At 68.1% G+C, this 25,085-nt stretch carries 21 protein-coding genes and 3 pseudogenes; 9 read left to right on the top strand and 15 right to left on the bottom strand.

Annotation, left to right across the window (positions count from 1 at the left end; all coding sequences use genetic code 11):
* The 7 genes and pseudogenes from ACG10_RS07865 to ACG10_RS07840 all read right to left on the bottom strand — a co-directional run bounded on the left by ACG10_RS07865 (position 1) and on the right by ACG10_RS07840 (position 6,151).
* A complete protein-coding gene (locus ACG10_RS07865) occupies positions 1 to 918 on the bottom strand; it encodes a PA2778 family cysteine peptidase (protein WP_089169814.1) in 918 nt (305 codons plus the stop codon).
* A gap of 41 nt (positions 919 to 959) precedes the next feature.
* The gene (locus ACG10_RS07860) at positions 960 to 1,358 is read right to left on the bottom strand and encodes a PA2779 family protein (protein WP_089167800.1); all 399 of its coding nucleotides are present in this window, start codon (positions 1,356 to 1,358) and stop codon (positions 960 to 962) included.
* A gap of 94 nt (positions 1,359 to 1,452) precedes the next feature.
* Positions 1,453 to 1,599 carry a hypothetical protein gene (locus ACG10_RS23580; RefSeq protein WP_198319032.1) on the bottom strand — a complete coding sequence of 49 codons (147 nt, stop codon included), beginning with the start codon at positions 1,597 to 1,599 and terminating at the stop codon, positions 1,453 to 1,455.
* Between the two features lie 91 nt (positions 1,600 to 1,690).
* A complete protein-coding gene (locus tag ACG10_RS07855) occupies positions 1,691 to 3,028 on the bottom strand; it encodes an MFS transporter (protein WP_089167799.1) in 1,338 nt (445 codons plus the stop codon).
* A gap of 176 nt (positions 3,029 to 3,204) precedes the next feature.
* Positions 3,205 to 3,531 carry an NIPSNAP family protein gene (locus ACG10_RS07850; protein ID WP_089167798.1) on the bottom strand — a complete coding sequence of 109 codons (327 nt, stop codon included), beginning with the start codon at positions 3,529 to 3,531 and terminating at the stop codon, positions 3,205 to 3,207.
* Positions 3,531 to 5,276: pseudogene (locus tag ACG10_RS07845) on the bottom strand (FAD-dependent oxidoreductase). Before ACG10_RS07845 ends, ACG10_RS07850 begins: the two are co-directional and overlap by 1 nt.
* A 72-nt stretch (positions 5,277 to 5,348) precedes the next feature.
* Positions 5,349 to 6,151 (bottom strand): annotated as a pseudogene (locus tag ACG10_RS07840) (SDR family NAD(P)-dependent oxidoreductase).
* A 240-nt stretch (positions 6,152 to 6,391) separates the two neighbouring features.
* On the opposite strand from ACG10_RS07840, the gene ACG10_RS07835 reads away from it, so the two are divergent.
* From ACG10_RS07835 to ACG10_RS07820, 4 genes are all read left to right on the top strand, one after another.
* Positions 6,392 to 7,288 carry a helix-turn-helix domain-containing protein gene (locus ACG10_RS07835; protein WP_089167797.1) on the top strand — a complete coding sequence of 299 codons (897 nt, stop codon included), beginning with the start codon at positions 6,392 to 6,394 and terminating at the stop codon, positions 7,286 to 7,288.
* 389 nt (positions 7,289 to 7,677) lie between these two features.
* A complete protein-coding gene (locus ACG10_RS07830; RefSeq protein WP_089167796.1) occupies positions 7,678 to 8,985 on the top strand; it encodes an MFS transporter in 1,308 nt (435 codons plus the stop codon).
* A 16-nt stretch (positions 8,986 to 9,001) separates the two neighbouring features.
* The gene (locus ACG10_RS07825; protein WP_089167795.1) at positions 9,002 to 10,045 is read left to right on the top strand and encodes an NAD(P)-dependent alcohol dehydrogenase; all 1,044 of its coding nucleotides are present in this window, start codon (positions 9,002 to 9,004) and stop codon (positions 10,043 to 10,045) included.
* Between the two features lie 50 nt (positions 10,046 to 10,095).
* A complete protein-coding gene (locus ACG10_RS07820) occupies positions 10,096 to 11,085 on the top strand; it encodes a helix-turn-helix domain-containing protein (RefSeq protein WP_232487257.1) in 990 nt (329 codons plus the stop codon).
* Here ACG10_RS07820 and ACG10_RS07815 read toward each other — a convergent pair.
* The 6 genes and pseudogenes from ACG10_RS07815 to ACG10_RS07795 all read right to left on the bottom strand — a co-directional run bounded on the left by ACG10_RS07815 (position 11,082) and on the right by ACG10_RS07795 (position 17,243).
* Complete coding sequence (locus ACG10_RS07815; protein WP_089167794.1) at positions 11,082 to 12,290, bottom strand: MFS transporter; 1,209 nt, start codon at positions 12,288 to 12,290, stop codon at positions 11,082 to 11,084. The two genes, ACG10_RS07820 and ACG10_RS07815, sit on opposite strands and share 4 nt — an antisense overlap.
* Positions 12,291 to 12,482: 192 nt before the next feature.
* A complete protein-coding gene (locus ACG10_RS24880; RefSeq protein WP_232487287.1) occupies positions 12,483 to 12,632 on the bottom strand; it encodes a hypothetical protein in 150 nt (49 codons plus the stop codon).
* A gap of 12 nt (positions 12,633 to 12,644) precedes the next feature.
* Positions 12,645 to 14,239: pseudogene (locus ACG10_RS07810) on the bottom strand (FAD-dependent oxidoreductase); the annotation flags it as partial.
* Positions 14,240 to 14,351: 112 nt separating this feature from the next.
* Positions 14,352 to 14,672, bottom strand: a complete 321-nt coding sequence (locus tag ACG10_RS07805; RefSeq protein ID WP_039804781.1) for an NIPSNAP family protein — start codon at positions 14,670 to 14,672, stop codon at positions 14,352 to 14,354.
* Entirely contained in the window at positions 14,641 to 16,431 is a 1,791-nt protein-coding gene (locus ACG10_RS07800) for an FAD-dependent oxidoreductase (RefSeq protein WP_089167793.1), read from the bottom strand. Before ACG10_RS07800 ends, ACG10_RS07805 begins: the two co-directional genes overlap by 32 nt.
* Positions 16,432 to 16,433: 2 nt before the next feature.
* Entirely contained in the window at positions 16,434 to 17,243 is an 810-nt protein-coding gene (locus ACG10_RS07795; RefSeq protein WP_198319031.1) for a shikimate dehydrogenase family protein, read from the bottom strand.
* Between the two features lie 150 nt (positions 17,244 to 17,393).
* On the opposite strand from ACG10_RS07795, the gene ACG10_RS07790 reads away from it, so the two are divergent.
* The gene (locus tag ACG10_RS07790) at positions 17,394 to 18,161 is read left to right on the top strand and encodes an IclR family transcriptional regulator domain-containing protein (RefSeq protein ID WP_089167791.1); all 768 of its coding nucleotides are present in this window, start codon (positions 17,394 to 17,396) and stop codon (positions 18,159 to 18,161) included.
* Between the two features lie 48 nt (positions 18,162 to 18,209).
* Here ACG10_RS07790 and ACG10_RS07785 read toward each other — a convergent pair whose 3' ends face one another.
* Positions 18,210 to 18,401, bottom strand: a complete 192-nt coding sequence (locus ACG10_RS07785) for a 2-hydroxymuconate tautomerase (protein ID WP_089167790.1) — start codon at positions 18,399 to 18,401, stop codon at positions 18,210 to 18,212.
* 314 nt (positions 18,402 to 18,715) lie between these two features.
* On the opposite strand from ACG10_RS07785, the gene ACG10_RS07780 reads away from it, so the two are divergent.
* Together ACG10_RS07780 and ACG10_RS07775 are read left to right on the top strand one after the other, a co-directional pair.
* On the top strand, positions 18,716 to 19,651 hold the full coding sequence (locus ACG10_RS07780) for an AEC family transporter (RefSeq protein WP_198319030.1): 936 nt from the start codon (positions 18,716 to 18,718) through the stop codon (positions 19,649 to 19,651).
* Positions 19,652 to 19,755: 104 nt separating this feature from the next.
* Entirely contained in the window at positions 19,756 to 20,289 is a 534-nt protein-coding gene (locus ACG10_RS07775; RefSeq protein WP_089167789.1) for an Hsp20/alpha crystallin family protein, read from the top strand.
* Positions 20,290 to 20,304: 15 nt separating this feature from the next.
* Here ACG10_RS07775 and ACG10_RS07770 read toward each other — a convergent pair whose 3' ends face one another.
* Complete coding sequence (locus tag ACG10_RS07770) at positions 20,305 to 21,210, bottom strand: pseudouridine synthase (protein WP_089167788.1); 906 nt, start codon at positions 21,208 to 21,210, stop codon at positions 20,305 to 20,307.
* A gap of 178 nt (positions 21,211 to 21,388) precedes the next feature.
* Between ACG10_RS07770 and ACG10_RS07765 the strand changes: the two genes are divergently transcribed.
* Entirely contained in the window at positions 21,389 to 23,404 is a 2,016-nt protein-coding gene (locus ACG10_RS07765; protein ID WP_089167787.1) for an alkaline phosphatase D family protein, read from the top strand.
* Positions 23,405 to 23,770: 366 nt separating this feature from the next.
* On the top strand, positions 23,771 to 24,637 hold the full coding sequence (locus ACG10_RS07760) for an isocitrate lyase/PEP mutase family protein (RefSeq protein WP_089167786.1): 867 nt from the start codon (positions 23,771 to 23,773) through the stop codon (positions 24,635 to 24,637).
* The last annotated feature ends 448 nt before the right edge of the window (positions 24,638 to 25,085 follow it).

Raw genomic sequence — 25,085 nt, 5'->3', positions numbered from 1 at the left:
TCAGGACGACGGACAGACCGGCACCGGCGCGCAGTTCGCGTCGGCGGCCCAGGCCGCGGGCAGCTCCGCCGCGAAGCGCGAGTCCTGCGGCGCCAGTTGCCGGGCGCAACTGCGGGCCTGGCTGGCGACCGCCGGGCAGCCGCGCTCGGCAAGAACCTCGGACAGATTGAACCAGCCGGCGGCGAGTCGCGGATCGCGCTTCAGGCTTTCCCGCAGCGCCTCCTCGGCACCGCGCGGATTGCCCTCGGCATGGCGACTGTTGGCCAGGGCGAACCAGCCGACGGACGCCTCCGGCCAGTGCTCCACCGCGGCGCGATAGGCCCGCTGCGCCACGTCCGCCTGCCCGGTCTCCTCCAGGTCGCTGGCCGACTGCAGCCAGGACTGCGCCTGCGCCGTCGCCGGCAGCCGGTTCGCCGGCAGCGTCAACACGGCCCAGCGCCCGCCCTTCGCCCAGGTCCGGTCAAAGGCGACGAAATCGGTCGTCAGCCGGCGCGTGGTTCCCGAACGCAGGATGAGCTGCTGTTCGCGGCGGTCGTAGCCCACCACCACTGCAAAATGCCAGCTCGGCCACCAGTCCAGCGCGAGGTTCTGCAGCACCAGCACCGGGTTGCCGGCGGCCACCTCGGCCAGCACGCTCTCCAGCCGCGGCGCCAGGGGATAGACCAGCATCCCGTGGCGGCGCGCGGCGGCCACCATCTCCACCTGCAGGCTGCCCTGGCGACCGGGCAGGTACACCTGGTCCTTGAGCAGCCCCGGCGAGGTATCCAGGCCACGCTGGCTGAGCATGGTCGCCAGCGCCGCCGGCCCGCACTGGTAGTCGTCCTGCGGATAGAAGGGCACGCCGGGCAGCTCGACCCGCTCGGGCAGGCGCGCGGTCTCCGCCGGCAACAGCGGAGCACGCGCGCACGCCGCAAGCAATGAGAACAACCCGAGCAGGAGGATCGCCCGCAGGCTGCCCGTCACCTGACGCAACGGATGAAGGTGTAGACATCCGTGGCGCAGAGCATGTCGGTAACGATGAAGATCACCAGGAACAGCACGATGATGCCCACCACGCTGCCCCCGGCCGGCGCCTCGGCCAGTTGCCGGTTGAACTGTGCCAGTTCCGCGCTGGTGAGGCTGCCGATCCGCTGCTCGACCTGCTGCCGGTCGACCCCCAGGGCCTCCAGCTTCCTCCGGACCTCCTGGTCCTCGAGCATCTGCCGCAACTGCTGGCGATCGACCCGATGCTGCTCCGCGGCGATCACTTCCGGCGTGCCGATCATCGCCGCCTGGGCCATGGGAATCTGGGTGAACAGCAGCAGGTGCAGTGCAGCCAGGGTGCCGGCCACACGACGTATCGGGGTCGAGGTGGACATAGGAGAGAACTCCAGTCATTTGATTGTCAGCCCGTCTCGTTGCGAAAGACGGCCATTCTAGACGGAACCTCCCCCAACTCCACGCGCCGCTCCGTCAGATCGCAGTATAGCCAGCGTCGACCTGCAGACAGGTGCCGGTCACGATCGCGGCCCGGTCGCTGGCCAGGGCGACCGAGCGGGTGAAGTTGACCACCGCGGCCTTGGCCGCCGAATGGGCCGTGCTGTTCTCCTGTTCCCACATGCGCCAGGGTCGAGGCCATGGTGACGATGGACCCGCCGCCGCCCATGACTGCGAACGGAGCAGCACCCGCAGCGCGGGTGCGGTTCGAGGGTCAGGCGGTCTGCAGCTGCGGCATGCTGCGCCGGTCCAGCCCTTTGGCGGCGAGCGCCAGCCCGGAGAGCACGGCGGGAATCGCCAGCAGGGCGAACACCTGGCCGAGCGGCAGCCCCATGGCGATCATCTGGCCGCCGGCGAAGGCGCTGAGGATGGCGCCGAAGCGGCCGATGCCACTCATCCAGCAGGCTCCGGTGGCGCGCGCCTCGGTGGGATAGAAACAGGTGGCCATGGCGTTCATGCCGACGCTGCCGCCGTTCAGGCAGAAGCCCACCGCGCAGGCGATGGCGCCGAGCAGGAGCAGGTCGTGGGTCGCCTGGCCGATCGCGCAGATGGCCAACGCCGCCACCAGCATGGTCACGAGCAGCACCCCGTGCGGCCGGAAACGGTCCATCGCCCAGCCGACGCAGAGCGCGCCGACCGGCCCGCCGATCTGGAACATGGAGGTGACGATGGCCGCATCGGCAACGCTGTAACCGCCCGACTTGACCAGGGTCGGCAACCAGCTGCTGAACAGGTAGACGAGAAACAGCGCGGTGAAATACCCCACCCACAGCATCAGGGTGCCGAAGCGGTAATGGCTGGACAGCACCAGCCGCGCACCGCCCTGCTGCTGCGGGGCACTCGGCATCACGAAGTCGGTGCGGCTGTCGGCGGCGCCCGGCGCGATCCGCTCGACGATGCCCCGGATGCGCTCCCGCGGTGCCCGGCGGCTGACCAGAAAGCTCAGCGACTCCGGCATCTTCCAGATCAGCAGCGGCACCACCAAAAGCGGCAACACCCCGCCCATGATCAGCACGCTCTGCCAGCCGAGGTTGGGGATCATCCAGGCGGACAGGAAACCGCCGCCGGCCGCCCCGAAGGAGAAGCCGCAGAAGGCCACGGTGACCAGGAAGGCGCGCTTGCGCTCCGGGGCGAACTCCGCGGTCAGGGTGGCGGCATTGGGCATGGCAGCGCCGAGGCCCAGGCCGGTGGGGAAGCGGAACACCACCAGTTGGGTGACATCGCTGGAGAAGGCCGTGACCAGCGTCCAGAAGCCGAAGAACAGCACGCTGGTGACCAGCACGATCTTGCGTCCGTAGCGGTCGGCCAGCGGCCCGGCGACCAGCGCGCCGACCGCCAGACCGACCAGCGCGGCGCTCTGCACCGGCCCGAGCGCCTGCGGCGTCACCCCCCAGTCCTCGCGCAGCTGGGGCGCGATCAGCCCCATCACCGCCACGTCGAAGCCGTCCAGGGCGATGATCACGAAGCAGAAGAACACCACCAGTTTCTGGAAGCCGCCGAAGGGGCGGTCGTTGATCAGTTCACGCACATCCATTGTTCTTGTCGCGTTCACTTGAAGTCACCTCGAGCCTCGGGCTCATTTTTTTATTGTCGAAAGGCGATCGGGGATGGCAGCGCACGAACGGCATTTCCTCCGGGCATGAGGGCTGCGCGCGCACTGCCGGACGTGCGCAACCGGTGGGTTTGCGGGCAAGCGCGCCGCCGGCAAGGCAACCGGCGGCGCAGTCGTTACAGCAAGCTCTGAAACTGCACCGGGCGGATGATCCGCGTCTCCTGGGCGATCACCAGGTGCGCCGAGGCCTGCAGGTACTCGCGAAACTCCGGGTCGCTGTCGCGGGCCAGGGCGCGTTTCTCGAAGTCGTCCAGGCTGTCGTAGCCCCAGAGGTGCACCACCTGGTTCAGCGGCCCGATGCAGCTGGTGTAGAAGGCCAGCGGCCTGCCCAGGTGACGCAGCAGCACCGGCATCGCCAGGCGGTCGAAGACCTCGAGAAATTCGGCCATGCCGCGCGGCTTGATGGTGTAGATGCGGTGGTCGACGACCGGCTTGTGGTTCATCACACAGCCTCCCGGTAGCGGGTTGCGGGTTGCAGCGCCTCAGCGCGGGCCAGATGGCGGCCGGTGAGGTAGCCGAAGGTCATGATCGGGCCGAGGGTGATGCCGGCGCCCGGATAGTTGCCGCCCATGACGCTGGCGCGGTCGTTGCCCACCGCGTACAGGCCGGGGATGGCCGCGCCGCCCTCGCCCAGCACCTCGCCCTCGAGGCTGGTGCGCAGGCCGTCGAAGGTGCCGAGGTCGCCCATGACCACCTTCACCGCGTAGTACGGCCCCCTGGCGATCGGCGCCACGCAGGGGTTGGGCCGGTGCTCCGGGTCGGCTAGGTAGCGGTTGAACGCGGTGGTGCCGCGGCCGAATTCGTTGTCCACCCCGCGCTCGGCGCCGAGGTTGTACTGGCGCACCGTCTCCTCCAGCCCGTGCGGGTCGATGCCGGCCCGCTGCGCCAGCTCGGCGAGGGTCGCGCCCTTGAGCAGATAGCCGCTGCGCAGCAGCGGACGCAGCGGCATCGGCGCCGGCTTGGCGTAGCCCAGGCCGTACTTGCCGATGGCGGTGCGGTCGCAGACCAGCCACATGGCGGTTTCGCGCTGGCCTTCGCAGGCGCGGATCAGCGCGGCGCCAACGTCGTGGTAGGACTCCGGCTCGTTGGTGAAGCGCCGGCCGTCGCGCAGCACGCCGATGACGCCCGGCTTATAGCGGTCGAGCAGGTGCGGGAAGACCCCGTGGCGGCCCTTGCTCAGCGGCACCCTGGAGACCGGCATCCAGGCCGCGGCCTCGGGGAAGCGCAGCTCCAGCTTGCCGCCGACGGACTCGGCCAGGTAGGCGCCGTCGCCGGTGTTGCCGGCCGGCACCGGCGACAGGTGCTCGCCGCCGCGGCGCAGGTGCGGATAGGCCTGGTGGATGCGCGCCAGGTCATGGGAGAAGCCGCCGCTGGCCAGCACCACGCCGCGCCGCGCCTAGATCCGCTGCGCGCCCTGCGGCCCGCGGACCAAAGCGCCGATCACCCGGCCGTTCTCCAGCAGCAGCTCGCTGGCGGGGGTACGGGTGTGGATCGGGATGTCCAGATCCAGCGCCGACTGGGCCAGGCGCGCGGCCAGGGCGTTGCCGCTGGTCACGTTGATGCCGCGGCGGTAGAGGAGCAGCTCCTTGAGGTGGGTGGTCAGCCGTTTGGTCACGTAGACGAACGAGGTCAGCGACCGGGTGGCGTTGAAGAAGTGTTTCAGGTCGGCGTTCGACGAGTTGAACATCATGCCGATGAAGGTGATGGTCTCCAGCGGCGGACGCAGGCGCGCCATGTCCTTGCCGAGCCGGCGGATGTCGTAGGGCGCCGCCAGCACCGAGCGGCCGATGTCGACGCCGCCGGGCAGCGTCGGGTGGTAGTCGGGATAGAGGGTCGGGACGAACTTGACCTCGGTCTCGCGCTCGAAGAACTCGACCATTTCCGGGCCGTGCTCGAGCAGGGCGTCCACCGCCCGCTCGTCGAAGAAGGCCCCCGCCTCGTTCCGCAGGTAGGTGCGCGCCGCCTCGCGGCTGTCCTGCACGCCGGAGGCCCTGGCCAGGTGGTTGCCGGGAATCCACAGCACACCGCCGGAAAAGGCCGTGGTGCCGCCGAAATACTCTTCCTTCTCCACCACCAGCACATCCAGGCCGTGCTTCTTTGCGGTGATGGCGGTCGACAGGCCGCCCGCGCCGGAGCCGACGACCAGTACGTCGCAGCTGAGCGTGGGAAGCGGGGTTTGCGCAGTCATGAGCAGTCTCCTTGCCGGACAGGCAGGGGCGCGCCCGCGCCTAAAAGCGGCGCGCGCCGGTGAATGGGGGGTTCAGCCCTGGCGGGCGGTGGCGGGCGACTCGAAGCCGGGGCGCGGGATCAGCGCCATCAGCATGCTTTCCAGGCCGCCATCGACGGTCAGCTCGGCGCCGTTGACGTAGTCGGCGCGCGGGCTGGCGAGGAACAGCACGGCGTTGGCGATGTCGGTGGGCTCGCCGATCCGCCCGTTGGCGGTCATGGCGCAGCGTTGGCGCTCGATCTGCGGATCGGCATAGAAAGCGGCGGACAGGGGCGTGCGGATCAGCCCCGGGCAGACGGCGTTGCTGCGCACGCCGCGCGGCCCCCATTCGCTGGCGATCTGCCGGGAGAGCATGCTCACCCCGGCCTTGGCCGCGCTGTAGGCGCCGCTCCAGGGCTGCGGCGAGTGCGCGGCGATCGAGGCGATGTGCACGATGCGCCCACAACCGCGAGCCAGCATCGAACGGCCGAAGGCCTGGGAACAGAGCAGGTAGCCGTTCAGGTTGACCGACAGCACCTGGTTCCACTTCTCCAGACTGATCTCCGCGATGCCGCCGGGCTGCAGCACGCTGGCGTTGTTGATCAGCACGTCGCAGCCGCCTGCTGCACACTCGCCGGGTCGGCGATGTCGCAGGCGATAGCCTGGACGGGTTCGGCGGCACGAGGGGACAGTTGCTCGGCAAGGTGCGCGCAACCGGCCGCGTCGCGATCCAGCAGCACCACCCGGGCGCCCTGCCCGACCAGCGCGGCGGCGATTTCGCGGCCGATGCCGCCGGCCGCTCCGGTGACCACACAGACGGCCGAGTCGAGTCCCAGCCAGTTGTCGTTGTTGTTCATGACCATCTCCGGCACTCACGCAGGGCGGCGCGCCGTGGCGCCGCGTTTTATTGTTGTGGGCGCGTCGGGCCTTCCGGCCCTGCACGTGGGGAGGGATGTTAGGCGGGCGTGGCGGCGCTCCAGAATGGACGAAATCGGCAACCACTCCGACATTTCGAACAAAAAAGCGCATCCGGGAAGAGTCGCATTGACCGGCCCAGCCACCGCGGGCTAATCAGGGAAGGCAAGGAGCCCAGAACAATGCACAAGATTCCCAGCTACGCCCTCTATGGCGAGGCCGCCCAGCCGGTCTGGCACGAATCCCTCCACGTGGAGACCATTTCCAACCGCTCCGGCGCCTACGACTGGTCGATCGAGCCGCATCGCCACGACAGCCAGCTGCAGATCCTCTACCTGCAGCAGGGCGGCGGCCAGGTGCTCTGCGACAGCGTCCGCCTGGCGGCCCGCGCGCCCTGCATCATCCATATCCCGGCGCAGAGCGTGCACGGCTTCGACTGGCAGGGTCCGGTGGAGGGCAAGGTGATCACCGCCCTGCAGCAGCCGCTGGAATCGGCGGCTGAAGTCCTCTCCCCCGACCTGCTGCCGCTGCTGCGCAGCCGCCAGCTGATCGACCTGCCGCGCTGGACGGCGGCGGAAGACCCGCTGCTGCCGCTGTTCGCCGCCCTCGAGGAGGAATACCTGGCCCGCGGCCGCGAGCATGCGGCCTGCAGCACCGCCCTGCTCCTGGCGCTGGTCGTCCACATCGCTCGTCTGGGCGAGTCGGCCGCGGCCGAGCCGGGACAGCCGCGCGGCCGGCGCAGCCAGCAGGTCCGCCAGTTCCGCCAGTTCCGCGAACAGGTGGAGATCCATTTTCGCAGCCATCGTCCGGTCAGCGACTACGCCGACCTGCTCGGCATGACCCTGGCGACCCTGGGGCGGCTCTGCCAGGAACAGCTGGGCATGAGCCCGCTGGCAGCGATCAACGCCCGCCTGCTGCTCGAAGCCAAGCGCGAGCTGGCCTACTCCAGCCGCAGCATCAAGGAGATCGCCCACGACCTGGGCTTCTCCGACGAGGGCTATTTCAGCCGCTTCTTCCGCCGCCACACCCGCCTGGCGCCCAGCGAGTTCCGCAGCCAGGCGCGGCAGGATCACAGCTAGGCGAGGCCGATTCCGCCGCCGGGAACCGGCTAGGCAGCCATTCCCATCGGCGCGTTGCAAACAACGGGGGCGTACAACTTTCGCGGCCGGCCGGCGATCGGCTTCGGAAGTTATCGATGCAATAAAAAGATCTTGAATAACTGCATGAAAGTTCAGATCCATTTTTCTTGATCACACTCTGCAGACCATGAAGTTTCTGCAGAGATAAGCGTCCGATCTTTTACATCATTCTGTCATTACCGACTTTCGCATTTGGACGGCACCGCAAAAAAGTATCACCCCGCGGAAAGAAGCGCGCTAGCCAGTCAACCCATCCCCTCGTTAGTTTTAATTCACCGGCCGTTAACTGACGGCCGCACTCACCTACAACTACAACAAAGGAAAACACCATGACTCATCGCGAAGAGTCGCGAGGGCTGCTGCTCGGCATGCCCTTGTCGCTCATATGGGGCTATATCGCCATTGCCTTGTTCATGACAGGAGACGGCATCGAACTGGCCTTTCTGTCGCGCTACGTCGTCGATCTCGGCTTCTCGGCCACACAGGCATCCCTTCTCTTCACCGTTTATGGATTGCTGGCAGCCCTGTCCAGCTGGAGTTCCGGAGTATTGGCCGACATATTCGGTCCGCGCCGGATCATGCGCATCGGCGTGATCGCCTGGATCGTCTTCCATGTGCTTTTCCTGCTCTTCGGCCTGGAAGAAAAGAACTACGCCTTGATGGTGTTGTTCTACGGCATTCGGGGTCTGGCCTATCCCCTGTTCATTTATGCCTTCGTCGTCTGGGTCGCCCAAGTGGCGCCACGCGCCCGTCTGGCTTCGGCCATGGGCTGGTACTGGACGATGTATTCGATCGGCATCGGTTTTCTCGGCACTTACCTGCCCAGTTTCAGCATTCCCCATATCGGCTTCATGGGCACGCTATGGATGGCCGTCGCCTGGGTGGCGATAGCGGGCGCCATGGTCGTGTTCCTGGTGAAGGACCGGCAGGCGGAAGATAGCGGCGCCAACCGGGATCTGGCCGGGCGTTTTCGTGAGCTGGGCCGTGGCGTCACCATCCTTTTCCAGCATCGCAGCATCCTCATCGCCGCCATCGTGCGGATCATCTGCAACCTGACGCTGTTCGGCTTCCCCGTGATCATGCCGCTGTTCTTCACCTCGCCCGAGGTGGGCTTCAGCATGGAGCAATGGCTGCGCGTCTGGGGCGCCCTGTTCATCGTCACTATCTTCACCAACGTGATGTGGGGCCTGATCGGCGACCGGATCGGCTGGGTGTTCCAGATGCGCTGGTTCGGCTGCGCCGGATGCGCACTCGCCACCCTGGCCTTCTATTACGTGCCGCTCACCTACGGTGCCAGCTTTCCGGCCGCCATCCTGGCCGCGGTCGCCCTGGGCGTCGGCGTGTCCGCCTTCGTGCCGATGGGCGCGATCTTTCCGGCCATGGCCCCGGAGCACAAGGGCGCGGCCATCTCGGCCCACAACCTGGCCGCCGGCCTTTCCAACTTCATGGGCCCGGCCATCGCCACCCTGACCATTTCCGCGGTGGGCGTGGAGGGCGTGGTCTGGATCTATGCCCTGCTCTACCTGGTCGGGATGGTGCTGACCTACTTCATCCATGTCGACCAGCCCGGACTCGAACACCAGATCGGCCCCGACCTTCGCCTTCCGCCCCAATCGAACACCAGCAAAGCCATCTGAACAGGAGAAGCCACCCATGAAAGCTCTGGTCCTGGAAAAGCAACACGACCTGAAGATCCGCGACATCGACCTGCCCACTCCCCCCCTGGGTCCGGATGATGTGCGCATCCGCATCCATACCGTAGGCGTGTGCGGCAGCGACGTGCACTACTACACCCATGGCCGGATCGGCCCTTTCATTGTCGATCAGCCAATGGTGCTGGGGCACGAGGCCGCCGGTACGGTCATCGAAGTCGGTAGCAACGTCACCCACCTGGCCGCGGGCGACCGCGTCTGCATGGAGCCCGGCATTCCCGATCCCAAGTCCAAAGCTTCGCGCCTGGGGCTCTATAACGTCGATCCGTCGGTGGTGTTCTGGGCCACCCCGCCGGTGCATGGCTGCCTGACCCCGGAAGTCGTCCATCCGGCGGCCTTCGCCTACAAGCTGCCCGATCACGTCAGCTTTGCCGAAGGGGCGCTGGTGGAACCCTTCGCGATCGGCATGCAGGCAGCCGTCAAGGCGCGCATCAAGCCCGGCGATGTCGCCGTGGTCATCGGCGCCGGCACCATCGGCATGATGACCGCCCTGGCCGCCCTGGCCGGCGGCGCGAGCCAGGTGCTGGTGTCCGACCTGATGGAGGAAAAACTGGCCATCGCCGGGCGCTACGAAGGCATCACCGCCGTCAACGTGAAGGCGCACTCCCTGAAGGACAAGGTGGCCGAGGCCACCGGCGGCTGGGGTGCGGACGTGGTGTTCGAGGCCAGCGGCAGTGCGCGCGCCTACGACGACGCCCTGGCGACCGTCTGCCCCGGCGGCGCGCTGGTCCTGGTAGGGATGCCGGTCGAGCCGGTGCCCTTCGACGTGGTGGCGGCCCAGGCCAAGGAGATCCGCATCGAGACCGTGTTCCGCTACGCTAATGTCTACGAGCGGGCCGTGAACCTGATCGCCAGTGGCAAGGTCGACCTGAAGCCGCTGATCTCGGCGACCTACCCCTTCGAACGGGGCGTCGAGGCCTTCGAGCGGGCCGCCAGCGCCCAGCCGGGCGATGTGAAGGTGCAAATCACCTTTGCCGAGGGCTGATTGCAGCGGCTACCCTCGGAGGAACAGCCAGAGGACGTCGCCGGGTGATGATGAAGGGTAGCGATTTCGGTGGAAGACCTTCGGATCTCGAGGTGATCCTCAACGAGCCGCAGCACAGCTTCCGCTGGTACGAGCACGATTACCCCTTCCCATTGGCACGCTGGAATCATCACCCCGAGTTCGAGATCCACCTGATCCGTCGAGGCACCGGCAAGCTGCTCGCCGGGGACCATATCGGCCACTTCGGCCCCGGCCACGTGGCGCTGATGGGCCCCGGACTGCCCCATGACTGGATCAGCGATCTGGCGCCGGAGCAATGCATCCGGGGACGCGACGTGGTCCTGCAGTTCGACGGGGAAAGTCTGCTGAAGCTGCGCGAAAGCCTGCCCGAACTGGGCGGGTTGCAGCCCCTGTTCGAGCGGGCCCGGCAGGGCGTCGAGTTCACGGGCGAGACGGCCCGTAGTGCTGCCCGGTTGCTCGAGACCATCGGGCAGACGGACGGTCTCAGGCGCCTGGTGCTGTTTCTGTCGCTCCTGGAAACCCTGGCCCGGGCCGACGCCGACGAGAGCCGCACGCTGGCCAGCCCTCATTATTCGCCCCTGCTGGACAGCCTGACGACCAGGCGGATCAATCAGGTGTTCGACTACATCCTGGCCGATCTGGCCGGCGAAATCCGTCTGTCGGTCATCGCCCAGCGCCTGCAGATGAGCGAGCCGGCCTTTTCGCGCTTCTTCAAGCGCACGACCGGGCACACCTTCGTCGACCTGATCCGCAAGCTGCGTATCCAGCGGGCCTGCCGCCTGCTGCTGCAAAGCCGGCAGTCGATCGCGGACATCTGCTTCCAGGTCGGCTACGGCAACCTGTCGAACTTCAACCGCCACTTCCGCCATGAAATGCACGAAACGCCCAGCGAATACCGCCGGCGGCTCGGGCAGCTTCCCGGCTTGCCGGCCGCGCCTGCAGCCTTACCGGACGTACCGGCAGAAGCCTCGCCCCAGAGGCACGAACCTCGACTGACGGATGGACGGCTCCAGAACTAGAACCGCCCCCGGCAGAGAATCGCCACAGCCGCCAGCCCGACGCACACGACCAGCCCCTGCATCGCCGGCAGCAGGCCGATGGCGTCGACCAGCGCGCCGATGCCGAGGATGCTCAGGGCGCTGCCGAGGTAGCCGGCCACGTAGAACAGCGAACTCAGCGAGCCACGGTGGTCCGCCGGGGCGATGATGGCCAGGCGACCCATGGCGCCGACGAAGGCCGCGCCGTAGCCGACGCCGCTGCACAGGGTGAACAGGCAGAAACCCCAGGCCTGGCCGTACGCCAGGCTGGCGGTGCAGCCGGCCCAGCTGGCCGCCAGCAGAGCGCAGCCGACGCGGATCGCCCGTCCGGCGGGCATCCGCCGGCAGAGGAACTGGGTGGCGCCGGCGGCGATCTGGAAGGCGGCGACGATCAGCCCGGCGGCGGCCAGGGCGCCGGCCGGCAGCAGGGAAGCCAGCATGGTGGTGCCCAGGGCGATGAACAGCGAGCCCACCATCCAGCCCAGTACCAGCACCGCGCAGACCATGGCGAACGCCGGCCACAGCGAGACCATGGCCTGCCTCAGCGGCTGGCGGCCGGCCGGGCGGTCGGCGGATGCCGGCGTCTTCGCCGGTTTCGGCCAGTTGCCGAAAACCAGCCCCAGGCCGGCGAGCTGCGCCAGCGCGGCGATCAGCAGGAAGGGCGAGCTGCGCGGCCAGAAATCCAGGTACAGCGCCGCCGAGCTGAGCACCGGGCCCAGCGCCGCACCGCCGGTGAAGGCGATGCTCGCCAGGCTGGGTGCGCGGCGCTGCCGGTCGAGGTTGTCGAAGTCCATCAGCGCGGCGTTGGCGCTGCCGGTCAGGGCGCCGGTGCCGAGCCCGGCCAGCAGGCGGCCGAGGAACAGCTCCTGCAGGTCGTCGGCGAAGCCGAAGAGCAACGCGCCGAGGCCGACCACGGCGAGAGCCGGCAGGAGGATCAGCCGGCGGTCCGGCAGGCGGTCGGAGAGCCTGCCGAGGGCGGCGAGCGACAGCAGCACGCCAAAGGCGTAGACCGCATAGAGGGCACTCAGGGTGACCGAGGGAAAACCCCAGAGCGATTGGTAGAACCCGTACAGCGGCGAGGGCGTGGTGCTGCCGAGCAGGGCGCCGACCAGCGCCAGGGCGAGAAAGGCACGCGGAATCATCAGTCGGCTGGACAACGGCAGGGGCGGAGGCAGCGAAGCGGTCACGGCAAAGCTCTCGAACGGGCCGCAGCCGGGGCGGGCCGCAGGCAATGGGTGGGCGGGGCTGCGCCGTTGTGGTCGCGGCGGGGTCGGCAGTGGGTGGAGATCGCGCATGGCCATTTTCGCAGCCGCGGGCGCCCCTCAGAAGGTATTTTCTGCGCAGGCGCTCGGACTATTTCCACCCGCCGGCCTCGTCGCTCAGGCCCCGACCGGCCGCACGGCCGCCTGTGCCGGCGCCTGCCGCGCCGGCTCCGCCGCCAGGGTCTGGCCGACGATGTAGCCGAAGGTCATGCCCGGCCCCAGGGTGATGCCGCCGCTCGGGTAGTGGCCGTTCATCACGCTGGCCATGTCGTTGCCCACCGCGTACAAGCCGGGAATCGGCGCACCGCCCTCCCCCAGCACCCGGGCGCCGGCGTCGGTGCGCAGCCCGGCGAAGAGGTGCCGAGGCTGCCGGGCACCAGCTTCACCGCGTAGAACGGGGCCTGGACGAGCGCGCCCAGCGACGGGTTCGGGCCGTGCAGCACCTCGCCCTGGGCCTTGTTGTAGGCCGAGGCGCCGCGTTTGAACGCGGGGTCGACGCCCTGCTCCGCGCCGGCATTGAAGGCCGCCACCGTGGCCTCCAGCTGGCGGGCGTCGATGCCGCACTGGCGGGCCAGCTCGGCCAGGCTGTCGGCCTGGTGCAGATAGCCCTTGCGCACCCAGGGCCGGGTCGGGAACGGAAACGGCCGCGACCAGCCGAGGCCGTAGCGGCGCTGCGCCTTGTGATCGCAAATCAGCCAGGCCTGCGCCACCTCGCCTTCCGGCGTGGCGGCGAACAGGGCGTTCATGAAGTCGTGATAGGAGTCGGCCTCGTTGACGAAGCGCCGGCCAGTGCGACGCACAGCGATGAAGCCGGGCTTGGCGCGCTCGAGCAGGTGCGGGAAACCGCTGAAGCCGCCGTCGGCGCGCGGCACCCGGGATACCGGCGCCCAGGCCGCGGGGCTGCCCAGATCCTCGGCGACCCGCCCGCCGGCGCTCTCGCCCAGGCGCAGGCCGTCGCCGGTGTTGCCCTTGGGCGCCGCCGAGAGGTGCTCGGTGCCGCTCGGCGCATGGGCGAACAGCTGGGCGATGCGTTTCTGGTCATGGGGGAAGCCGCCGCAGGCCAGCACCACGCCACGGCGGGCGCGGATCTCGACCAGTGCCCCGCCCTGTTCGAGCCGCGCACCGACCACCGCCTCGCCGTCGCGCAGCAGGCCGCGCACCGGAGCCTCGGTGAGCAGGCGCACCCGGCGGTCCAGGGCGCTTTTCAACAGCCGCGCCACCAGCGCGTTGCCGTTGACCAGATGCATGCCGCGGCCATGGCGCAGCAGATCGCGGAAATGCCGCAGCAGGCGCCCGGCCACGTAACACGCCGAGCGCGGCGAGCGGCGGGCGTTGAAGAAGTGCGCCAGATCCGCGCCGCCGGCGATGCCCATACCGGCCAGGCTGATCAGGTCCAGCGGCGGGCGCAGCCTGTCGATCCAGGGGCCGAGCTGGCGGCCGTCGAACGGCTGGGCGCAGAGCGAGCGGCCGCCGCGGACGGAACCGGGCGAGTCGTGGAAGTCCGGCATCCTGCTGCCGGAAAAGAACTGCACGGCGGTGCGCTGCTGGAAGAACTCGACCATCCGCGGCCCATGCTCCAGAAAGACCTCCATCCGCGCGTCCAGGCTATCGGTGTGCAGCTCGCTGCGCAGGTAGGTACGCGGCTGTTCGGCGTCCTCGACGATGCCTTCGGCGATGGCCAGCGGGTTGCGCGGAATCCACAGCCAGCCGCCCGACCAGGCGCTGGTGCCGCCCAAAAACGGCTCCTTCTCCGCCACCACGACCTCGAGTCCGTGCTCGGCGGCAGTCACCGCCGCGGCGAGGCCGGCGGCGCCGGAACCGACGACGAGCACGTCGCAACTTTCGGGCAAGGGCTGGCTGTCGACACTGTGCATGACGATCTCCCGTCTTGTTGTTGTGATCGAGGGGCACGCCGCCCCCCTGCCCGCGCGCGGCGGACATCGGCATCTTTGCTGGGTCTTCGGCCCCGCTGGCGGGGCCGAGTCGTCACTGCAACGGCGAGAAGTCGGTCGGCCGCATCAGTCGCGAGTCGAGGCTCATCACCGCGTCCAGCTCCTTGTTCTTGCGGCTGAACTCCAGCCAGCGCGGGTCGGCGGCCATCCGCGTGCGGCGCGCCTGGCGGTCGTCGAGGCTCTCGTAGGCCCAGATGTGCACCACCTGGTTGGCGCCGCCGAACTCGGTGACGAAGAAGCCGACCAGATTGCCGAGAACCTCCGTCTGCAGCGGCAGCGCGTCGCTCTTGTAGAGGGCCAGCCAGTCGGCCAGCTTGGTCGGCTTAATGGTGTAGGTGCGCAGCTCGTAGTACATGCTCGTCTCCAGGGTGGGTTGCGTTCGATTTGCCGTTGCGCAGGCGTTCGGCGATCTCGCAGGCGGCGAGGTAGCCGAAGGTCAGGCCCGGACCGAGGGTGATGCCGGGGCCCGGATAGGTGCCGTCCATGATCGAGTTCATTTCGTTGCCGGCGGCGTAGAGGCCGGCGACGGGCTGGCCGGCGCGATCCAGCACATTGGCCCGGGCGTCGGTCAGCAGGCCGCGCGCCGAGCCGAGATCGCCGGTGCCGATCTTGATCGCGTAGTACGGCGCCTTGTTCAACGGCGCGATGCAGGGGTTGGGCGTATGCAGCGGGTCGCCCATGTAGCGGTTGTAGGCGTTGCCGCCCTTGCCGAACTCCCGGTCGACATGCTCGCGGGCATCGGCGTTGTAGCGCTCCAGGGTCTGCTGCAGGCCGGCGGCGTCCACGCCGATGCGGCGCGCCAGCTCGAGGATGCTCTCGGCGCGGTGCAGGTAGCCGGCCTCGACCAGCACCGCGTTGTCCACCGGCCTGGGCCGGGCCAGGCCCATGCCGTACCTGTTCATCGCCTCGGCATCGCAGATCAGCCAGCACGGCGCGTTGGCGCCGCCGTCGGCGAACATGGCCTCGACGAAGCTGTGGTAGGAGTCGGACTCGTTGACGAAGCGCCGGCCGGCGCGGTTGACGGCGATCACCCCCGGCTTGGCGCGGTCGGTGACCAGATGCGGGAAGCGCTCCAGGCTGCCGTCCGGCTTGCGCAGCACCGAGACCGGCGCCCAGAAGAAGTTGGCGGCCATGCCCTCGCCGGTGGCGGCATTCACCGCGGCGGCCAGGCTCAGGCCGTCGCCGACGTTGGTTTCCGGCGACATGCTCCAGTGCTCGGCATCGGTCTTCGGCCGGTAGGCGGCGGCCTGCGGACCGGCGGCGAAACCGCCGCAGGCCAGCACCACCCCGCCGCGGGCCAGCACGCGCCGGCGTTGCCCGGCGTAGTCGATCAGCACGCCCTCGACCCTGCCGTCCTCGACGATCAGGGATTCGGTGCGCGCATTCAGCCAGAGCTCGACGCCCCTGGCGAAGGCGGTGCTGGCCAGGCGGGCGATCAGCGCGCTGCCGACCGTCAGGCGGGTGCCGCGCGGCTGGCTCAGGCGGTCGACGCCGTAGCGCGTCATCAGCTTGAGGCAGTGCCAGAACGATTTGGGCGAACGCTTGATGCCGAGGAAATGCTGGATATCGACACGGTTGACCATCATCCCGCCGAACAGCAGCATGCCGTCCGGCGGCCTGCGCAGGTCCTTGAAGCGCGCGCCGAGGCGGCGCCCGTCGTACTCGGCGACTTCCAGCGCACGGCCGGTTTCGGTATCGCCGGGCAGATCCGGGTAGTAGTCGGGCGACAGCGGCCGCAGGCTGTACTTCAGCTCGCTGTGGCTTTCGAGGAAGGCCAGCGCCTCGCGGCCGCGCGCGATGAAGGCGTCGACCAGTTCGGGCCGGTAGCCCCTGCCGATGACCGTCTTCAGATAGGTGCGCGCCCGCTCGGCCGGGACCTGGATGCCGGCCGCCCGCGCCTGGTCGCTGTCGTGGATCCATACGGCGCCGCCGGAGATCGCCGAGGTGCCGCCGAAGGTGGCGGCCTTCTCCACCAGCAGGACCTTGAGGCCCAGGCAGGCGGCGCTGACCGCTGCGGCGAAACCTGCGGCGCCGCTGCCGAGTACTATGACGTCGCAGGTCTGCGCACAGGCGTCCGTCGGGCCTGTACGGGACAGGTGCGTAGCTGTGTTCATCGTCAGATATCCAGGGGCGTGACGCCCATGAAATGGCCGAGGTTGCCGAGCTGGGCGCGGGCCATTTCCGGGCCGGTCTGCACTGCGCAGCCCATGCGCCGGGCGAAGGCGAGCAGCGGCGTGATCTCCGGCGAGGTCACCACATCGGCGACCAGGCAGTGCTTCGACAAGGTTTCCAGCAGGCTTTCCGGCAACGGCAGCTCGCCGCTGTCGCCCATGCCCACCGGGGAGGCGTTGACCACCAGGTCGAAGTCGGTGAGCGACGCGTAGTCGCCGCCGATTTCGATGGCCGGGAAGGCCTGGCGCAGCAGCGCGCAGAGGCTCTCGACGCGCTCGGCGCTGAGGTCGGCGATGGCCAGCCGGCTCACCCCGCCCTGGCACAGCGAATAGGCGATGGCGCTGCCGACGCCGCCGGAGCCGACCACCAGGGCGCGCTTGCCGCGGGGCTCGAAGCGATGCCGGCGCGCCGCGTTGAGGAAGCCCTCGCCGTCGACGATGTCGCCGACCAGGCGGCCGTCCGCCTCGCGGCGGATCACGTTGACCGAGCGCAGGGCCGCCGAGCGTTCGCTGACGGCATCTAGACGGGTGGCGAGCAGCTGCTTGTAGGGCACGGTGACCACGCAGCCGCGCAGGTTCTGCCAGCCGCGCAGGGTGGCGAGAAAGGCGTCCAGCGACTGCTCCTGCAGGTCGATGGGCAGCATCGCCAGGTTTTGGCCGTGCCCGGCGAACCAGGTGTTGAAGTTTTCCGGGGATTTGACCTGGGCGATCGGCGAACCAACGATGCCGACCAGGGCGGTGGAACCACGAATCATGCGGGCCTCCAGCTGTTGCTATTGGATTTGTTGTGGCTCGATCCTGCGCCCGCAAAACTTCCGGAACAAGGTTCCTGTTTGCCGCTTTATTTGTTAATCGCACTCACACTGCGATAATCGCATCAAATTGGCAAAATACTTCCCGCGCCCATGAAACAACCCGTCATTCACTCCCGCGACCTGATCGCCGGCCTGCAGAAAGGCCTGGCCCTGATGCAGCTGTTCTCCGAACGCCATCCGCGCCTCAGCGTGCCGCAGGCGGCCAGTCTTTCCGGGCTGACCCCGAGCGCCGCACGGCGCTTCCTGCTGACCCTGGTCCACGACGGCTTCGCCGAGACCGACGGGCGCCACTACTGGCTGACCGCCAAGGCCCTGCGCATCGGCCAGGCCTACGTGGATTCGGCGCAGCTGCCGCGCATGCTGCGGCCGATCGTCGAGCAGGTGGCGCGGACCACCCAGGAGCATGTCTCGGTGGGCGTGCGCGACGGCGACGACATCGTGCACATCGTGCGCGGCCGCTACAGCCACGTCGCCTCGCTGTCGATCCGCCCGGGTTCGCGGGTGCCGATGTACTGCACGGCGAGCGGCCGGCTGTGGCTGGCCGCGCTGGACACTGCGGAGCTGGACGCCTACTTCGCGCGGGTCGAGCTGCGCGCCCTGACGCCCTACACCCTGCACACGGAAGCGGAAATCCGCGCCGAACTGGCCCGGATCGGCGAACTCGGCCATGCGCTGGTGGACCAGGAATACGAGGTGGGCATGCGCGTGCTGGGCGTGCCGCTGCGCGACCGCGAGGGGCAGCTGAAGGCCAGCCTGACGCTGACCACCCATGCTTCGCGGATGTACCCGGAGGAGATGCGCGAGCGTTACCTGCCCGCGCTGTACGAGGCCCAGGCCCTGCTCAGGCCGATTCTCTGAGCCCCGCGCGGGAGTCGCCGGCGGCGGCCGGCGCTCCCGTCCGGCGGATCAGCGGTGCAGCTTGCTCGCCGGTTCGCCGGCGATGCCGAAATCGGTCCTGGGGATCTCGTGGATGATCACCCGGATCCGCTCCATGGGAGAGGCCAGCGAGCGGGAGATGGCCTGGCTGACTTCGCGGATCATGGATTCCTTCTGTTCGCGGCTGGGGCCTTCGATGAGGTGCACATGGACGATAGGCATAGGATGACCACTCCAGAAAGGCTGCCCTTTCGCCATACGCGACGGTGCGAGGCAGCCCGGGTCATAAGGGAAGCGAGGCGCTTTGCCCGCGCTGTAAAGCCGGCATCTTCGTGCCGGCCACAAGCAGCCTCCAATGAGATACGATGTCTGTCAACATCAGGATATCGATGGAGCATATGGCAGACCCGCAATATGCGTTCGCTAAACGCACACCAAGGGTGCTTCCTTTGACGCAACGGCTTGAACCGCTCAGTACAATCTGCGAGCGCCTCCCGAGCTTTCCCTCCTCGCCCATCCCACCAAGGTAGTCCGTCGTGCTGCAGATCCTCTCCATCACCACGCCCATCTTCATCCTGATCGGGCTCGGCTTCTTCGCCGCTCGCTTCAATGTGATCAGCCGCGAGCAGATCCGCGGCCTGGGCAGTTTCGTCATCACCTTCGCCCTGCCGGCGCTGGTGCTCAAGGCCCTGTCGAACAACTCCTTCCAGGAAGTGATGAACTGGCAATACATGCTGGCCTACACGGTGGGGTCCCTGGCGGTCTACCTGCTCGGCCTGCTGTTCGCCCTCAAGGCGCGCCGCGAGCCCCTGACCAGCGGCGCCATCACCGCCCTGGGCATGGCCGTCTCCAACAGCGGCTTCGTCGGCTACCCGATCGTCGCCATGCTGCTCGGCCCGGCGGCGGCCATCGGCCTGGCACTGAACATGCTGGTGGAGAACCTGCTGATCATCCCCCTGAGCCTGATCCTCGCCGAGGCCGGCCGGCAGCAGGGCTCCACCGCCAAGGTACTGGGCGAGACGGCCAAGCGCCTGGCCAGGACCCCGCTGATCCTCGCCATGCTGACCGGCCTGCTGCTGTCCCTGCTGGAGGCGCGCCTGCCGGCGATTCCGGGCAAGGTGGTGGAGATGCTCGCCTCGGCCTCGGCGCCGGTGGCGCTGTTCGTGATCGGCGGCTCGCTCTACGGCCTGAAGCTGAACGGCCTGTTCGCCGAGCTGCGGATGATCGCCATCGGCAAGCTGATCCTGCACCCGCTGGCGGTCTTCCTGCTCTTCTCGCTGCTGCCGGACGTGGACCCGGTGCTGATGGTGGCCGGGGTGATGTTCGCCAGCTCGCCCATGCTGAGCATCTACCCGATCTTCGGCCAGCGCTTCGGCGTCGAGGGCCGCTGCGCCGCCGCCCTGCTGTTCACCACGCTGATGTCCTTCTTCAGCATCAGCCTGCTGATCGGCGTCATGAAGCCGCACCTGTAGCGGCGCGACAGGTGATTCCCGCCGCGCCCCGAAAGCACGTCATGGAGACTGGCCTAAGCTTTGGCCTGTCCATTCCGGACGCTCGTCACCGAGGAGGGATTGCAATGATCGGCAGCGACAAACAGGGGCACCCGGAGCGCGCGCAGGACAGCGGGCACTTCCTGGAACACTGGCATCCGCTGGATCGCCTGCGCCGGCAGGTCGATCACCTGTTCTCCGACCTCGGCCGCAAGGCCCTGCACAGCCCCTTCGGCCGCAATCTGCTGGAGCGCGAGCCGCAGTGGTCGCGGGAGCTGTTCGGCCAGGGCATGCCGGCCGTGGACATCCACGACAAGGGCGCGGCCTACGAGATTTCCGCCGAGCTGCCCGGCATGGACGAGCAGGACATCGAGGTCAGGCTGTCCAGCGGCTGCCTGACCATCAAGGGCGAGAAGAAGGAGGAGCACGAGGACCGGAAGAAGGACGCCTACGTCGCCGAACGCTACTACGGCGCCTTCCAGCGCAGCTTCGCCCTGCCCGTGGACGTCGATGCCGAGCGCATCGAGGCGCGCTTCGACAAGGGCGTACTGACCCTGAGCCTGCCGAAGAAGCCGGAAGCCCTGGCCGACGAGAAGACCATCCCGATCAAGGCCGGCTGAGCCGCCCGGGCAATCTCAGCGACAGGCGTCGGGATTCAGCGCGAGACGGCTGTCGAAACACCGCTCCTGCCCGCTCAGGGGATCGACGAAGCTCAGGCGCTGCGCCAGCAGCTGCAACGGTCGGCGGTAGTCGTCGACCTCCCGCCGGGCACGCTCGAGCAGGCGCGGATAGAGCGGATCGTTGCAGATCCCCGCGCCCAGCGCGGCCATGTGCACGCGCAGCTGGTGGGTCTTGCCGGTGACCGGATGCAGCACGTAGCGCCACAGGCCACCCGAACATTCGCCCAGTTCGACGCGGGTCTCGCTGTTCGGCTCGCCCTCGGTTTCGCGCATCAGGAAGAACGGCTCGCCCTTGACCAGCCGGGTCCGGCGCAGCAGCGGGAAGCGCCGTTCGGGCAGCGCCGGGGCGATGGCCGCGTAGATCTTGCGGATCTGCCGCTCGCGGAACAGCGCCTGGTAGCACCCGCGGCTCGCCGGGTTGCAGGAAAACAGCACCAGCCCGGCGGTGAGCCGGTCGATGCGGTGCAGCGGCACCAGGTCGGGGTTGCCGAGGCGGCGCACCAGCCGCGCCAGCAGGGTCTGCTCGACGTACTCGCCGACCGGGGCAACCGGCAGGAAATGCGGCTTGTCCGCCACCACCAGGTGCTCGTCCACATGCAGCACGCCTTCGGCGAAGGGGATCGGCGTTTCCGCCGCCACTTCGCGGAAATAATGCACGCGCAGCGCCTCGCGATAGGGATGCTCGGGCCCCAGGGCGTTCCCCTCGCCGTCCAGCACCCGGCCGCGGGCCATGCGCTCCAGCCAGACGTCGCGGCCGATCGCCGGAAAGTGCGCGCAGAGGCAGTCCAGCACGGTGCGCCAGTCGCCGCGCGGCAGATGCAGGACACTGGGGCGAAGGCTGGCGGCAGCAGCATGGGGCATGACGAACGGACTCCGGCGGCGGGAACGCATTAGGCCCCAGCCGGGGTCTGACGTCAAAGGGCCCATGGGTGCCATAATGCCCGGCTTCGCCGCCTGCGCCAGGGCGCAGCACCGACCATGAACCGCACGCCCGGGAGCGAGGGAGCGCCCCGCCTGCCTGGATCGACACACCTCAGCCATGCCGACAGACCTTCCGCTCCTGCCTGAAGCCTCCACCCTGCCTCCGGTCCTCGCCGGCCCGCTGCTGCGCCGGTCGAGCCCGGAGCGCCTGATCCTCTGGCTGGTCGGCTCGCGGCCCCTGGAGCTGTCGCTGCAACTGGCCTGGAGCGGACCGCAGGGTCCGCAGCAACGCCTCATCGCGCTCGACGGGCCGCACTGCAACCACCTGCGTATCGGCACCCATGCCTGGCTGCACCTGCTCGACGTGCCGCTGGACAGACCGCTGCCCACGGACATTCCGATCGAATACGACCTGCTGCTGGAGGAGGACGGCCGGCAGCGCGGCATCGCCGACTGGGCGCCGCACCTGCTGCACGAGGGGGCGACGCGGCCGGACTTTGTGCTCAAGTCGCGTCTCGACAACCTGCTGCACGGCTCCTGCCGCAAGCCGCATTTCCCCTGCGAGGACGGCCTGGCCAAGGTCGACGCCCTGCTCGCCGGCCTGCGCGACCGGCCGCAGGCGCGCCCGGCGCTGCTGATGCTGAGCGGCGACCAGATCTACGCGGACGACGTGGCCGGGCCGATGCTGGTGGCCATCCATGCATTGATCCGCCGCCTCGGTCTCTACGGCGAAGCGCTCGAAGGCGCGCTGGTCGCCGACAGCGAGGAGCTCTACGCCCACCCGCTGACCTACTACCGGCGCGAGGACCTGCTGCCCGCCTTCAAGTCCAGCGAGGCGCTGCGCGAACGCTTCTTCGGCGGCGTGGAAAAGCCGGTCTTCACAACCGCCAACGCCCACAACCACCTGGTCACCCTTGGCGAAGTGCTGGCCATGTACCTGCTGGTCTGGTCGCCCGTCCCCTGGACGCTGATCCGCCCCGAACGCCCGGCGCTGGAGGCCGGCCTCGCCGAGCGCTACGCCGGCGAACAGCAGGTTCTCGACGATTTCTGCGCCCAGCTGCCGCAGGCCGCCCGCGCCCTCGCCCATCTGCCGTGCCTGATGATCTTCGACGACCACGACGTCACCGACGACTGGAACCTGTCCGCGCGCTGGGAGGAAACCGCCTACGGCCACCCCTTCTCCCGGCGCATCATCGGCAACGCGCTGATCGCCTATGCCCTGTGCCAGGGCTGGGGCAACAATCCGGACGTGTTCGGCGAGACGCTGCACCAGATCGAGACGCTGACCGAAAGCACCGGCGAGCGCCTCGACTGCCGTGCCCAGGACCGGCTGATCGACGAGCTGCTCAAGTTCCAGAACTGGCATTACCAGCTGCCGACCACGCCCACCCTGATCGTGCTGGACACCCGCACCCGCCGCTGGCGCAGCGAAAGCCACCTGAGCCGGCCCTCGGGACTGATGGACTGGGAAGCCCTGAGCGAGCTGCAGCAGGAGCTGCTCGACGAGCAGGCCGCGGTGATCGTCTCGCCGGCGCCGATCTTCGGCGTCAAGCTGATCGAGGCCGTCCAGCGCCTGTTCACCCTGGCCGGTCATCCGCTGCTGGTCGATGCGGAGAACTGGATGGCCCACCGTGGCGCGGCGCAGGTGATCCTCAACATCTTCCGCCACTCCCGCACCCCCGGTAACTACGTGGTCCTTTCCGGCGACGTGCACTACTCCTTCGCCTACGACGTGCGGATCCGCCACCATGCGGGAGGGCCGTGGATCTGGCAGATCACCAGCAGCGGCATCAAGAACCAGTTCCCCGCCGGCCTGCTGGAGTACTTCGACCGCATCAACCGCTGGCTCTACGCGCCCTGGTCGCCGCTCAATTGGCTGACCAAGCGACGCCGGATGGAGGTGATGCCGCGCGTTCCCCACCGCGGCCGGCGCGGCGAGCGCCTGTGGAACGGCGCAGGCATCGGCCAGGTGCTGCTCGATGCCCAAGGCCGGCCGCGCGCCATCTTCCAGCACAATGCCGACGGCTCGGCAGCGACCCGCTTCGTCCGCCCGGCGGAGCTGCGCCAGGCCGCTGCGCCCGTCGAGGCCGGCGAGCTGGAGACCACCCGACTGCGCCGCAGCAAGGTGGAGTGAGGCGCTCGCGCCGCCTGGAACATTGCAGGCGAAAAGCCACCAAAGTAGCCAAAAAGCTCGTCTTAAGGCAAAACAAGCTGTACTTTAGTCAAACCTTCCGTCTCTTCATCGACGTAATGAAGAGACCGGGCCGGGCCTGTCCGCGCGGAGCAAATCCGCCTGGCAGCAGAACAACAATTAGGCACGCCGGCCACGGCACGGCATGTCCCCGACCAGCGGAAGCAGTTATTCCGGATGGTCTCTTGCGCACCCGCTGCGACATTTAAAACCAAAAAGGCTCGGCGCCCCTGGCTCATGCCATGGGAAGACCAGAGCCATTCAGAAAAAAAACGACTACCCCATACCGCCTTTCAGGAGTTTTTTTCTATGACCATCGCTTCTCAGCACGACTTGAGACGACAGTTCCGCGCCCTGCTGGAATCCCGGGCCTGCTACGACGCCGCCTCGGTGTTCGATCCGATGTCGGCGCGCATCGCCGGCGACCTGCACTTCGAGGTCGGCATCCTCGGCGGTTCGGTCGCCGCCCTGCAGGTGCTCGCCGCCCCCGACTACGCGCTGATCACCCTCAGCGAGTTCGTCGAGCAGGCCACCCGCATCGGTCGCGTGGCCAGCCTGCCGATCATCGCCGACGCCGACCATGGCTACGGCAACGCGATCAACGCCATGCGTACCGTGGCCGAACTGGAGCGCGCCGGCGTCGCCGCGCTGACCCTGGAGGACACCCTGCTGCCGCCCAAGTACGGGCACAAGACCACCGACCTGATCCCGCTGGACGAGGCCGTCGGCAAGATCCGCGCCGCCCTGGAGGCGCGCATCGATCCGCAGCTGAGCATCATCGCCCGCACCAACGCCGAGCAGCTCACCGTCGAGGAGACCATCGAGCGCGCCAAGGCCTACCAGGCCGCCGGCGCGGACGGCATCTGCATGATCGGCATCAAGGACTTCGAGCACCTGGAGTCCATCACCCGGCACCTGCCGGATACCCCGCTGATGCTGATCACCTACGGCAATCCGAAGCTGCGCGACATGGCCCGCCTGGCCGAGAACGGCGTGCGCATCGTGGTGAACGGGCACGCCGCCTACTTCGCCGCGATCAAGGCCACCTACGACTGCCTGCGCGAGCAGCGCGGCGTCGGCCCCTCGGACCTGAACGCCAAGGAGCTCTGCACCAAGTACTCGACCCTCGACGAGTATCGCGTCTGGGCCCGCGAGTTCATGAACGTCCAGGAATAACCTTCCGCCTAGCCGGTCCCGTGACGCCCTTGGTGCGTCACGGGCTGGCCCCCAAGACCTCGGTACTACTGCTCCTTCTCCCCCCTCCCCCTCCCAGGGGATACCGTTTTTGGCAGCATGGCACTTTCAAGCACCAAGTAACAAAATTGAAAGAATAAGCTTATTCCCTTTATTCCATCTTGCTTAAAGCCAATTGCAGCCAGAAGCCCTTCACCACCGCAGAAGCCGGTCAGCTATTGCGTGAAACCCACCATCACCACTCCTTGCTAAAGACTGCAGACGAAAGCCGAAAACCGTGATGAAACTCACACCCCCCTTTAATTTCAGCGGAATGCAGAAACCAAGGCGCAATGCAATAGGCACTCATCAGGAATGCCATCATATTGACATCGCTAGATCACTCGATAAATAATGAACATATTTAAAAATTTATGCGTAAACGCCTTAA

The sequence above is a fragment of the Azotobacter chroococcum genome, from assembly GCF_002220155.1.
GTDB lineage: Bacteria > Pseudomonadota > Gammaproteobacteria > Pseudomonadales > Pseudomonadaceae > Azotobacter > Azotobacter chroococcum.
Note: the sequence above shows the minus strand (reverse complement) of the source record. Positions and strands in the feature narration are given on the sequence as shown.